General features: G+C 73.6%; 12 protein-coding genes. 2 read left to right on the top strand and 10 right to left on the bottom strand.

The window, feature by feature from the left end:
* Positions 1–161: 161 nt before the first annotated feature.
* Positions 162–926: a thioesterase II family protein gene (locus tag A8711_RS30675; protein ID WP_233607714.1), complete on the bottom strand. Its 765-nt coding sequence runs from the start codon at positions 924–926 to the stop codon at positions 162–164.
* A gap of 283 nt (positions 927–1,209) precedes the next feature.
* Between A8711_RS30675 and abc-f the strand changes: the two genes are divergently transcribed.
* Positions 1,210–2,847, top strand: coding sequence for a ribosomal protection-like ABC-F family protein (gene abc-f, locus A8711_RS30670; RefSeq protein WP_069090113.1), 1,638 nt, complete (start codon positions 1,210–1,212; stop codon positions 2,845–2,847).
* 16 nt (positions 2,848–2,863) lie between these two features.
* On the opposite strand, the gene A8711_RS30665 is transcribed toward abc-f, so the two are convergent.
* Positions 2,864–3,886, bottom strand: a complete 1,023-nt coding sequence (locus tag A8711_RS30665; RefSeq protein WP_043324777.1) for a sensor histidine kinase KdpD — start codon at positions 3,884–3,886, stop codon at positions 2,864–2,866.
* Positions 3,883–4,596, bottom strand: a complete 714-nt coding sequence (locus tag A8711_RS30660) for a response regulator transcription factor (RefSeq protein ID WP_083297143.1) — start codon at positions 4,594–4,596, stop codon at positions 3,883–3,885. Before A8711_RS30660 ends, A8711_RS30665 begins: the two co-directional genes overlap by 4 nt.
* Before the next feature lie 84 nt (positions 4,597–4,680).
* On the opposite strand from A8711_RS30660, the gene A8711_RS30655 reads away from it, so the two are divergent.
* A complete protein-coding gene (locus A8711_RS30655; RefSeq protein WP_069090111.1) occupies positions 4,681–5,244 on the top strand; it encodes a DM13 domain-containing protein in 564 nt (187 codons plus the stop codon).
* An 8-nt stretch (positions 5,245–5,252) separates the two neighbouring features.
* Here the strand turns inward: A8711_RS30655 and A8711_RS30650 are convergent, their stop codons facing one another.
* From A8711_RS30650 to A8711_RS30620, 7 genes are read right to left on the bottom strand one after another with little or no spacing between them, the layout of a single operon-like run.
* Entirely contained in the window at positions 5,253–6,182 is a 930-nt protein-coding gene (locus tag A8711_RS30650; protein WP_069090110.1) for an amidohydrolase family protein, read from the bottom strand.
* The gene (locus A8711_RS30645) at positions 6,182–7,099 is read right to left on the bottom strand and encodes an MBL fold metallo-hydrolase (protein WP_051610992.1); all 918 of its coding nucleotides are present in this window, start codon (positions 7,097–7,099) and stop codon (positions 6,182–6,184) included. The genes A8711_RS30650 and A8711_RS30645 overlap by 1 nt, the downstream gene beginning before the upstream one ends.
* The gene (locus tag A8711_RS30640; protein ID WP_043324780.1) at positions 7,096–7,881 is read right to left on the bottom strand and encodes an ABC transporter ATP-binding protein; all 786 of its coding nucleotides are present in this window, start codon (positions 7,879–7,881) and stop codon (positions 7,096–7,098) included. Before A8711_RS30640 ends, A8711_RS30645 begins: the two co-directional genes overlap by 4 nt.
* Positions 7,878–8,642: an ABC transporter permease gene (locus A8711_RS30635; protein ID WP_064446292.1), complete on the bottom strand. Its 765-nt coding sequence runs from the start codon at positions 8,640–8,642 to the stop codon at positions 7,878–7,880. The genes A8711_RS30640 and A8711_RS30635 overlap by 4 nt, the downstream gene beginning before the upstream one ends.
* Positions 8,639–9,400: an ABC transporter permease gene (locus A8711_RS30630; protein ID WP_069090109.1), complete on the bottom strand. Its 762-nt coding sequence runs from the start codon at positions 9,398–9,400 to the stop codon at positions 8,639–8,641. Before A8711_RS30630 ends, A8711_RS30635 begins: the two co-directional genes overlap by 4 nt.
* Entirely contained in the window at positions 9,397–10,371 is a 975-nt protein-coding gene (locus tag A8711_RS30625; RefSeq protein WP_069090108.1) for an ABC transporter substrate-binding protein, read from the bottom strand. Before A8711_RS30625 ends, A8711_RS30630 begins: the two co-directional genes overlap by 4 nt.
* On the bottom strand, positions 10,368–11,087 hold the full coding sequence (locus tag A8711_RS30620) for a class II aldolase/adducin family protein (RefSeq protein WP_069090107.1): 720 nt from the start codon (positions 11,085–11,087) through the stop codon (positions 10,368–10,370). The genes A8711_RS30625 and A8711_RS30620 overlap by 4 nt, the downstream gene beginning before the upstream one ends.
* Between the last annotated feature and the right edge of the window lie 225 nt (positions 11,088–11,312).

Below are 11,312 nucleotides of genomic sequence, written 5' to 3'. Positions count from 1 at the left end.
GAACACCTCGGCGCACGCGACAGTATGCCGCCTCGTCAGCGACGTCCCTTCGGCGAACGGATGGCGAACTTTAACACCGCTTCTCGGCCACTCACCAGGTCGAATACCGGACATTGTGGAAGGTCCGGCGCGGGTACGAGTCCTTACCTGCTCTTTGTCGCTTATTCCGCCACAGGGGTGTGACTGACGACGATGTGTCGCATTAGGTCGATGATTTCCGGCAGATGGTCGGTAAGGAAGAAATGCCCGCCGGGAAACACGTGCCATCGCGGCTCGGTGACACATTCCCGGGCCCACCCCGCGGCCCGTTCCGGGTCCACGTGCTCGTCCCCGTCGCCGAGCAGCACGTGCACCGGCACCTCCAGCGGCGGCCCCTGGCGATAGGCGTACCGCTCGGACAGCGCGAAGTCGGCCCGCACCCCGGGCAGGATCAGCTCCATCAGGTCGCGGTCGGCCAGCAGCGCGGCCGGCGTGGCCCCGAAGTCGCGCAGCGCGTCGATGAGACCGGCGTCGTCCAGGTCGTGGACGCGCCGCCGTACCAGCCGGGTCCCCGGCGCCTCCGCGCCGCCGACCAGCAACGCCAGCGGTGCGGGCGCGCCCCGGCGGCGCAGCTCCCGGGTCACCTCGAACGCCACCAGCGCCCCCAGGCTGTGGCCGAACAGCAGGAACGGCCCGGACGCCCGCTCGGCGACGGCTGTCGCCAGCGCGTCCACCAGTTCCGCGAGGTCGTCCACCGGTGGCTCGTGCAGCCGGGCGCCCCGGCCCGGCATCAGCGCGACCTGCACCGACAGCTCCGGCGCGGCCAGTTCCCGCCACTGCGCGAAGGAGGCGGCGACGCCGCCGGCGTACGGGAAGACGAACACCTGGGCGTCGCCGGTCGAGGATCCGGCCGGCCCGAACCAGCGGCTCGCAGTCACCTGGGACATGGCCAGGAGCATAGGGCGCACGGCGCGGCGGGCCGCCGCGCGGACGCCGGTCCGGCACGCCCGCGCCGGGCACTGGCCGGTGCTACGGTGGACCGGAGTGATCCAGTGGCGATCAGGCAGGCAGGGAGACCAGACATGGCGGGTGACGACGACATCTCCGGGTGAGACCGGACATGTGACCGACCACAGGCAGGCGCCGTGGTCGTGTCGTCGTACCCCGAGACCGTGTCCCCCGCCGGGCGGCTGAGGTCCGCCCGCCCTCATCTTCGAGGTCGTCTTCCTGATGTCCGATTCCTTCGTCGTCTGCTCGAACCTGACCTTCTCCTGGCCGGACGACACTCCGGTCTTCCAGAACCTCTCCTTCACCCTCGGCGCGGGCCGGACCGGCCTGGTCGCGCCGAACGGCGCCGGCAAGAGCACGCTGCTCAAGCTGATCGCCGGTGAGCTGCGGCCCGCCGCCGGGTCGGTCACGGTGCACGGTGTGCCGGGCTACCTTCCGCAGAGCCTGCCGCTGTCCGGCGGCCTGACAGTGGCGCAGGTGCTGGAGATCGCCCCGCTGATCGCGGCGCTGCACGCCATCGAGTCCGGCGACGCCGACGAGCGGCACTTCACCACCATCGGCAACGACTGGGACATCGAGGAGCGCACCCGCGCCCAGCTGGACCGGCTCGGCCTCGGCGACCTCGCGCTCGACCGGCGGCTGGACACCCTCAGCGGCGGGCAGGTCGTCTCGCTCGGCCTGGCGGCGCAACTGCTCAAACAGCCCGACGTGCTGCTGCTCGACGAGCCCACTAACAACCTCGACCTCGACGCCCGGCACCGGCTCTACGACGTGCTGGAGCAGTGGACCGGCTGCCTGCTGCTGGTCAGTCACGACCGGGCGCTGCTGGACCGGATGGACCGCATCGCCGAGCTGGACCGCGGCGAGGTGCGGTTCCACGGCGGGAACTTCACCGCGTACGAGGAGGCGGCGCGCGCCGCGCGGGAGGTGGCGGAGAAGAACATCCGCAACGCCGAGCAGGACCTCAAGCGGGAGAAGCGGGAGTTGCAGGAGGCCCGCGAGCGGGCGGCCCGCCGGGCCGGCAACGCCGCCCGCAACCTCAAGAACGCGGGGCTGCCGAGGATCGTCGCCGGCGGCATGAAGCGGGACGCGCAGGTGGCCGCCGGCAAGGCGAACGAGATGCACTCCGGGCGGGTGGACGACGCCCGGGCCCGGCTCGACGAGGCCGAGCGGGCGCTGCGCAACGAGCAGAGGATCTCGGTGGAGCTGCCCGCCACCGAGGTGCCGGCCGGGCGCACGCTGCTCACCGCCGAAGGAGCGCAGATCCGGTACGGCGACCGGCAGCTGTTCGCCACCGGTGGCGTCGACCTGACGATCCGGGGACCGGAGCGGATCGCTCTGCTCGGCGGCAACGGCGCGGGCAAGTCCACGCTGCTGCGCCTGATCAACGGCGACCTGGAACCCGAGCAGGGCCGGATCAGCCGGGCCGACGGCCGCATCGCGTACCTGTCGCAGCGCCTCGACCTGCTGGACTCCGACCGTACGGTGGCGGAGAACCTGGCCGCGTTCGCGCCGCAGGCCCCGGATGCGCAGCGGATGAACCTGCTGGCCCGCTTCCTGTTCCGCGGCCCGCGGGCGCACCTGCCGGCCGGGGTGCTCTCCGGCGGCGAGCGGCTGCGGGCGACGCTGGCCTGCGTCCTGGGCGCCGAGCCGGCCCCGCATCTCCTGCTGCTCGACGAGCCGACGAACAACCTCGACCTGCTCAGCGTCGCGCAGTTGGAGAGCGCGCTGAACGCGTACCGGGGGGCGCTGCTCGTGGTCAGCCACGACGAGCGGTTCCTCGCCGCGATCGGGGTGGAGCGCTGGCTGCGGCTCGCCGACGGGCGCCTGACGCAGACCGGTCCCCCGGACGCCGCCTGACCGGGCGCGGCGGCTGTCAGGCGGGCGGGAGGCGGACGACGAACCGGCAGCCGCCGGTGACGTTGTGCGCGTGCACCCGCCCGCCGTGCGCCTCGACCAGGCCGCGCACGATCGCCAGGCCCAGCCCGCCACCGGCCGGCGCCGGCTGGTCCGCGCCGGCCGGTGTGCGGGCCCGGGTCCCCCGGAACGCCACGTCGAACACCCGGGGCAGGTCCGCCTCGGGGATGCCGCCGCAGGTGTCGGAGACGGCGAACCACACGTCGCCCTCGTCGTGGCCGGTGTCGACGCGCACCGTGCCGTCCGGCGGCGTGTACCGCACCGAGTTGACGAGCAGGTTCGTGACGACGCGGGCGAGTTCGGCCTCGCCGGCCCGGACCGTGGGCCAGCCGGTCTCCGGGGCGAGCACACGCACCCCCCGGTCGGCGGCCAGCGGCGCGGTGGCGGCGATCGCGTCGGAGACGACGTCGCCGAGCGGCACCGGGGACAGCGCGGGCCGCAGCGCGCCCGCGTTGATCCGGGACAGCTCGAACAGGTCGTCGACCAGCCGCGTCATCCGGTCGGTCTCGACCCGGACCCGGTGGTGGTACTCGGCCACCGTCGCCGGATCGTCCACCACCCGGTCCTCCAGCGCCTCCGCCATCGCCCGCAGGCCGGCCAGCGGTGTCCGCAGGTCGTGGGAGACCCAGGCGACCAGTTCGCGGCGGCCGGCCTCCAACTGCCGTTCCCGCTGCCGGGCCTGGTCGGCCCAGACCGCCGCCCGCGCCAGCCGGCGGGCGAACGCCACACCGACGGCCAGGCTGACCGCCGCGGACGCCGCGACCGTCACGAGGACCACCTGCAGGTCGTGCGCGGACAGGAACATGGCCTGCGCGACAGCGGTGACGCCCGCCGTCACCGAGGCGATCGTGACCGCGAGCAGCACCGCGATGTGCGCGAGGATCGACCGGCGGCGCACCAGCCGCAGCGCGCCCACGCCGAGCGCGCCGACGACCGCGCCGGCCAGCAGGGCGTAGGACCCGATGACCAGCAGCTCGCTCACCGGGACCCCAGCGGCTCGTAGCGGTAGCCGACGCCCCACACGGTGACGATGCGGCACGGCTGCGCCGGACGGTCCTCGATCTTCTCCCGCAGCCGCCGGACGTGGACGGTGACAGTCGACTGGTCGCCGAAGCGCCAGCCCCACACCCGGTCCAGCAGTTCGGCCCGGGACCACGCGCGACCCGGGTTCGCCAGCAGGAACGCGAGCAGGTCGAACTCCCGCACGGTCAGCGCCAGCGGCTCCCCGCCTCGCTCGGCGACCCGCCGGCCGGCGTCGACGGTCAGGTCGCCGTCGCGCAGCACCCCGGCCGGTCCCCGGTCGTCGCGCGCCGTGCGCCGCAGCACCGACCGGATGCGCAGCACCAGTTCCCGGGGGGAGAACGGCTTCGTCACGTAGTCGTCCGCGCCGACCTCCAGCCCGGCGACCCGGTCGGCCTCGTCGCCGAGCGCGGTGAGCATGACGACGGGCAGCCCCGGCAGCCTCCGCCGCAGCCGCCGGCACACCTCGATGCCGTCGAGGCCCGGCATCATCAGGTCGAGGACCACCAGGTCGGGCGGCTGCTCCCCGGCCGCGACGAGCGCGTCCGCCCCGTCGAAGGACAGCCGGACCCGGTAGCCGTCCTGTTCGAGATAGCGGCGGACGACGTCGCTGACCGTCCGGTCGTCGACGACGACGAGCACGTAGCGCTCCATGGGCCCGACGCTACCCATCGGCGTCCCGGCGCGGCGGCCCGCGGTCGGGCCGTAAGCGGACGGAAAGATCCTCCGGCCGGGTACGGCCCTACGGTTCACGGCATGGGCAGAAGACGTGTGGTGTTGTCGGTGGTCGCCGTCGTGGTGGTCGCCGGTCTCGGGGTGAGCCTGTACCTGTTCCAGCCGTGGCGGCTGGTGACCGACCGCGAGGTGCGCGAGGCGCTGCCCACGGTGACGGAGCCGCCGACGGCCGGCACGAGCGGCCCGCCGGCCACCGGCGGGCCGCCCACCGACGTGGTCCTGGCCGCCGGTGACTTCGTCACCCACGAGCACGACACGTCCGGCCGGGCGCAGCTGGTCCGGCTCGCCGACGGCCGCCGTCAGTTGCTGCTGCGCGGCCTGAACACGTCCGACGGTCCCGACCTGCGGGTCTGGCTCACCGACCGGAAGGTGCAGCAGGGCCGCGCGGGCTGGCAGGTGTTCGACGACGGCCGCTGGGTGGAGCTGGGCCGGCTCAAGGGCAACATCGGCGACCAGGCGTACGACATCCCGGCGTCGGTGGACCTGGACGGGCTGCGCAGCGTGTCGATCTGGTGCAAGCGGTTCGCGGTGTCGTTCGGCGCGGCCCCGCTGGCCGTGGCGGGGACGAGATCGGCGCCGGCCTGATCGGCGCGTCAGCCGCGGCCCAGCAGGCGCAGCGTGTTGCCGCCGGCCACCAGGGCGCGCTGGTCCGGGTCGAGGCCCGCGCCGCGCAGCGCCGCCTCGACCCGCTCCCGGGTGGTCTCCCGTTCGGCGACCGGCCAGTCCCCGCCGACGACCACGTGGTCGACCCCGAGCAGGTCGGTGGCGAAGCGGATCGCCGACGGCGCGAAGCCCATGGTGTCGGCGTACACGTGGGCGCGGCGGCCGGGCGCGCTGAGCAACGCGCCCTCGTCGGTGGCGGCGGCGAGCGCCAGGCCGGCCACCCCGAGCATCGGGAAGACCACGTGCAGGCCGGGCAGCGCGGCCAGGGCGCCGCCGGTGAGCAGGGACAGCAGCGCGGCGGCGTTGATCGTGCCGCGGGCCAGCGACGTGCCGAGCCGGCCCAGGCCGGCGAACTCGGCGGTCAGCGTGGACCTGCTGACCGGATGCGCGAAGACCGGCACACCCAGCTCGGCCGCGGCGGACAGGGTGGGACGGGCGGCCGGGTCGCCGAGCAGCCGCCCGTCCGCGGCGGCGCAGTCGACGACGACGCCCGGCAGGCCCAGCTCGCGGACGGCCCGGACCACCTCCCCGGCGGCCGCGTCGCCGCCGAAGGCGTCGATCGTGGCGAGCCCGGCGAGGCGGTCCGGACTCGCGGCGACCACGGCCGCCAGGTGGTCGTTGAGCCGCCGCAAATCGTCCGGCCGCGTCCGTTCGCCGTGCGGGGTGACCATCGCCGGCGGGGCGCTCAGGACGCGCAGGTCCACGCCGTGCCGGCCGGACTCGGCGAGCAGGCCGTCGAGGTCGGCGACCCGCCGGGCCGTGTCGGCCCAGCGGGCGGCGAGCACGCCGGTGGCGTTGTGCGGCAGCACCGCGGGATAGTCCGGACAGGCGTGGTGGGTGTGGAAGTCGGCGATGAGCATCAGACGTCGAGGAACGTGTAGGTGAAGCCGCGCTCGGCCCGGCGCACGTACCCGGCCGCGGGGAACGGGAAGTGCGCCGGCACGAGCAGGTCACCCGAGTCGGCGGCCCGTTCCAGCAACCGGCGGCGCTGGTCGGCGGAGTCGCCCGGCACCACGCAGTAGCGGATGCTCCACTCCGGCCGTTCCAGCTGGACGCCGTGGTGCAGCATGTCGCCGGCGAACAGCGCCCGCTGCCCGGCCGACTCGACGACCAGGTAGACGTTGCCGGGCGTGTGACCGAACGCGGGCACCAGGTGCACGTGCGGAGACAGGACGTGGTCGGCCTCGATCAGGTCGAGCACCCCGGCGTCGCGCAGCGGCAGGATGCTGTCTGCGATGTAGTCGCCGGTACGCTGCATGGCCCGCGCGCCGTCCGGGCCGGTCCACCAGTCGAACTCCTCCCGGACCACCAGGTACCGGGCGTTCGGGAAGGTCGGCTCCCAGCCGCCGCGGCCGTCCGCGCTGGTGGCGAAACCGACGTGGTCGACGTGCAGGTGGGTGAAGACGACGGTGTCGATGTCGCCGAGCGACACCCCGGCGCGGGCGAACTGTTCCAGGAACGGCCGGTCCGCCCGGTCGAACACGCCGCCGTTGCGCGGTTTGCCGTTGCCCCCGCCGGCGTCGACCAGGATCAGCCGGTCCGGCGTACGCAGCAGGTGGGCCTCCTGGTTGAGCAGGATCCGGCCGTCGTGGGTGAACGGCTCCCGGGTGTAGAACGCGCCGTCGGTCCACGACTCGGTCGCCAGCTGCGGGAAGAACTCGGCCGGGTCCACGAAGTAGTCGACCTCGCGGATCGGGAAGACCTCGACCTCACCGACTCGGAAGGACCACAGCGGGCCCTCGCCGCCGCCGGTGTCGGTCCATCGGGCGTTGCTCATACCATCTCGCTCTCGGGGGTACGGCGGACCTGCGTCCACACTCGGGTGCGCAGCTCGCCGAAGCGGGCGGAGGAACGGGTGCCGATCTGTTCCCGGTCGGCGGGCAGGTCGACCGGGATGTCGGCCTGGACGCCGGAGACGCCGGCGCCGAGCACCACGACACGCTGACTGAGGTAGACCGCCTCGTCGATGTCGTGGGTGACGAACACGATGGTCATGCCGTAGCGCTTCCACAGCGTGGCCACCAGGTCCTCCAGGTCGGCGCGGGTCTGCGCGTCGACGGCGGAGAACGGCTCGTCCATCAGCAGCAGCCGGGGCCGGTAGGCGACCGCGCGGGCGATCGCGACGCGCTGCTGCATGCCGCCGGAGAGCTGCCAGGGGTACGCGTCGCCGGCCGCGCCGAGTCCGACCGCGTCGAGCGCGTCGGCGACGAGTTCCCGCCGCCGCGCCCGGCTCAGGTCCAGGTGCCGCAGCGGCAGCTCGACGTTCTGCCGGACCGTCTTCCAGGCGTACAGGCTGCGGCCGTACTCCTGGAAGACGACGCCGAGGCCGGGCGGCGGTTCGGTGACCGGACGGCCGCCGAACCGGACCTGCCCCACGGTGGCTGGCAGCAGCCCGGCGACGATCTTGAGCAGGGTGGTCTTGCCGCAGCCGGACGGGCCGACGAGCGCGACGAACTCGCCCTCGGACACGGTCAGGTCGATCGCGGTCAGCACCTCGACGGTGCGTTCCCGGGCCCGGTAGGTCTTGCCGATCCCGGCGATCTCGAGCAGGGAGGTCATGGTCGCTCCGTGAGTTGTCCGGTGTGGCCGCGATGCCAGCGCAACGCGCGCCGCTCGACGAGCTCGAAGAGTTTGGCGAGCCCGAACCCGAGCAGGCCGATCAGCAGCACCCCGCTCCACATCTGCGGGATGGCGAAGCTGCGCTGGAACTGCACCACTGTGAAGCCGAGCCCGTCGGTGCTCATCAGCATCTCGCTGACCACCATCAGGATGATCGACAGGCCGAGGGCCTGCCGGGCGCCGGCGAAGATCTGCGGGCTCGCGCCGCGCAGCGCCAGCAGGTGCCGGGTGCGGCGCGGCAGCCGGTACGCCGCGGCGGTCTCCAGCCCGACCTCGTCGGCGGCGCGGACGCCGTCGGCGGTGTTGAGCAGGATCGGCCAGACCGCGCCCACAGTGATGACGACCAGCTTGGTCGTGTCGCCGATGCCGACCGCCACCAGCAGCACCGGGATCAGCACCGGGGCGGGCAGCACCCGGAAGTACGCCAGCAGCGGGCCGGTCAGCGCGCGCGGCACCGCCCACCGCCCGATCACGAAGCCGAGGACGACGCCCGCGGCGAGCGCGATCGTGTAGCCGGCGGCGAGGCGCCACAGACTGGGCACCACGTCGCGGGCGAACGTGTCGGAGAACCACACGTCCCGGAACGCCTCGACGATCGTGCGCAGCGGCGGCAGGAACACGTTGGTGCTGCCGTCGCTGGCCACCCACCAGGCGGCCACGAGCGCCGCGGGCAGGCCGAGCGCGTACCCGAGGGCCTTCATGCCAGGGCCTCCCGGCGGGTCGCCACGTGCCAGTGCAGCAGCCGCCGCTCGGCCAGCCGGGCGAGCTGGTCGAGGCCGATGCCGAGCCCGCCGGTGAGCAGCACCAGCGCGTACATGCCGGTGGACTCGCCGGACTCCTGGCTGCTCCAGATCATCTCGCCGAGCCCGGCGGCGCCCATGACCAGCCCGCCGGTCAGCGCGAGGGCCAGCGCGACCGAGACGATCAGGCGCAGCGCCGTGCCCAGGTACGGCAGCACCGTGGGCCAGGTGACGTGCACGATCCGGGCCAGCCGGCCGAGCCGGAAGGCACGGGCGGTCTCGACCGCCACCCGGTCCACGTCCCGCAGGCCGTAGAGCACCTGGAACACGACGATCCAGAAGCAGGACACGGCGACGAGCAGCACCGTGATCTGCCGGACGTCGAGCACGAGCACCAGGACCGGGATCAGCACGATCGACGGGACCGGCCGCAGGAAGTCGAGAGTGGAGGAGGTGGCCCGGCGCACCTGCGGCACCGAGCCGAGYGCGAACCCGGCCAGGATGCCGGCGGCCAGCGCGATGACCAGGCCGACCGCCACCGTCGCCAGCGTACGGCCGGTCGCCGCCCAGAACCGTTCCTCGGTGAGCAGGCGCAGCGCCTCCGGAACCACGGCGCTCAGCGGCGGCACGTAAGCCGGGTCGAGGAACAGGCGGGCGAGGATCTCGTAGGCCGTTGCAGCGCCCGCCAGGCCCAGGGCGCCGAGCCACCCCCTTCTCACCTGAGGATCAGTTCGTCGAGGTCGGGTGTGGTGGTGATGAGCCCGTCGCGCTGGGCGTAGCCGGCGAGCTTCTCGGCGGCCTGCCGGCTGACCTCGTCACGCAGGCCGGTCAGGGTGATCTTCGCGGCCACCTCCGGCTTGATCTCGGTGAACGTGGGGATCTTCGCGCGCACCTCGTCCTCGTGGTCGCGGGCGTACGCGTACGCCTCCCGCACCGCGTCCCGGAACGCGGTGACGGTCTTCGCGTTCTTCGAGGTGTAGGAGCCGGCCGCGTACCAGGCGGAGACCGTGAGGTCGGGCGCCAGGTCGGTGAAGCCCCAGCCGACCGGCACCGCGCCCTGCGCCTTGGCCGCCGACAGGAACGGCTCGACCACCCAGGCGCCGTCCACCCGGCCGGTGCTGACCGCGGCGGGCGCCTGCGGGAACGGGATCTCGACGAGCTTGACCTTCGTCGGGTCGCCGCCGTCGGCGCGGACCGCCTCGCGGGCCGCCGCGGCGGCGATGTTGGTGAGGACGTTGACCGAGACGGTCTTGCCTTCGAGCTGCTTGGCGCTGGTGATGCCGGAGTCGCCCTTGACCACCAGGGCGCCGTAGTCGGCGCCCTCCTTGCCGGTGGACGCGGACGCCGGCACCACGGCCTTGACGTCGAGGCCCTTGGACCGGGCCACGATCAGCGTGGTGAGGTCGCCGGTGGCGAAGTCGACCTTGCCGGCCAGCACGGCCGGCACGGAGGTCAGGTCGGAGGTCTCGGTGTCGACCTCGACCTTGAGGCCGTGCTTGGCGAAGATGCCCTGCTCCTGCGCCAGGTAGATGGGCGCGAGGTGGCCCAGCGGCGACGAGGCGAGCCGGACGGTGGTGAGGCCGTCGGCGCTCGCCTCGGCGGGCTCGTCGTTCCCGCCGCAAGCGGCGAGCGACGTGGTGAGCAGGACGGCGGCGAGGGCGCCGGCGATCCGGCGGCTACGGGTGGTCATGCGGTCGGCTCCTCAAAGCGCAGGCGCAGGTCGAGGTCGTGGACGTGGTCGGGGAACGGCGCCGGGCCGCCGAGCGGCTCGGCGCCGATGCTGGAGACGGCCGCCTCCTCGATCGCCACGACGAGGCTCGCGGCGTGCCGGGCGGAGTCGCCGGCGACGAGCAGGCCGTGGTTGCCGAGCAGGATCGCGTACGTGCGGGGGTGCGCCGCGAACGTCTCGGCGATCGACCGCACCGCCTCCTCGGTGCCGCGCGGCGCCCACGGCGCGACCGGGATGTCGACCGGCTGGCCGTGCACCAGCAGGGCCTCGTACCGGGCCGGCAGCGACACGCCGGCGAGGGCGTAGCTGGTGGCGTACGGCGAATGGGTGTGGATGACGGCGTTGACGTCCGGCCGGGCCTGGTAGACGCCGATGTGCATCTTCAGGATCGCGGCCACCGACGGGCTGGGCGTTCCCTCGTGGACGGTGCCGTCGAGGCCGACCACGACGACGTCGTCGTTGACGGTGCGCAGCGCGGGCGCCGCGACCCGCAGGTCGTCGGCGGGCCACGGGCGCAGCAGTTCCCCGGCGTTGACGAGGAGGCGGTCGTCGTGGCCGGGGATCCGGACGCTGATGTTGCCGTGTCCGCTGGCCGACATGGCCGAGGCGGCGAAGAGCTTGTTGATGCCGGCGGTCAGGTCGGCGCGGGCTTTCTGGACAGGGTCGTGCTGAGTCATGGCGTGTCGGGCCTTAAAGGAGTCGGCCGTGCCCAGGAGGGCACGACGAGGCGACGTGTGCGAAGCGAGCCGGTGGGGCTCAGCGGCGACAGAGCGCGCTGGACGTACGGCCCTGGTCGAGGGCTCGTCGGGTGGTCAGCAGCGCGGGCATAACCCTACTATAACCCTAGGGAATGTAGGCGATCAAGGGGTGCCCGGCCCGGCCCCCGCGTGACAGGATCGGTC

This window comes from Micromonospora sp. II, assembly GCF_001709195.1.
Taxonomy (GTDB): domain Bacteria; phylum Actinomycetota; class Actinomycetes; order Mycobacteriales; family Micromonosporaceae; genus Micromonospora; species Micromonospora chalcea.
This window is presented reverse-complemented; position numbering and strand designations above follow the sequence as displayed.

Coding starts and splice junctions, on each gene's coding strand:
- A8711_RS30635 (WP_064446292.1), bottom strand. CDS start 8,642: ATGAAGGCCCTCGGGTACGCGCTCGGCCTGCCCGCGGCGCTCGTGGCC.
- A8711_RS30650 (WP_069090110.1), bottom strand. CDS start 6,182: ATGCTCATCGCCGACTTCCACACCCACCACGCCTGTCCGGACTATCCC.
- A8711_RS30675 (WP_233607714.1), bottom strand. CDS start 926: ATGTCCCAGGTGACTGCGAGCCGCTGGTTCGGGCCGGCCGGATCCTCG.
- A8711_RS30660 (WP_083297143.1), bottom strand. CDS start 4,596: ATGGGTAGCGTCGGGCCCATGGAGCGCTACGTGCTCGTCGTCGTCGAC.
- A8711_RS30620 (WP_069090107.1), bottom strand. CDS start 11,087: ATGACTCAGCACGACCCTGTCCAGAAAGCCCGCGCCGACCTGACCGCC.
- abc-f (WP_069090113.1), top strand. CDS start 1,210: ATGTCCGATTCCTTCGTCGTCTGCTCGAACCTGACCTTCTCCTGGCCG.
- A8711_RS30625 (WP_069090108.1), bottom strand. CDS start 10,371: ATGACCACCCGTAGCCGCCGGATCGCCGGCGCCCTCGCCGCCGTCCTG.
- A8711_RS30655 (WP_069090111.1), top strand. CDS start 4,681: ATGGGCAGAAGACGTGTGGTGTTGTCGGTGGTCGCCGTCGTGGTGGTC.
- A8711_RS30645 (WP_051610992.1), bottom strand. CDS start 7,099: ATGAGCAACGCCCGATGGACCGACACCGGCGGCGGCGAGGGCCCGCTG.
- A8711_RS30640 (WP_043324780.1), bottom strand. CDS start 7,881: ATGACCTCCCTGCTCGAGATCGCCGGGATCGGCAAGACCTACCGGGCC.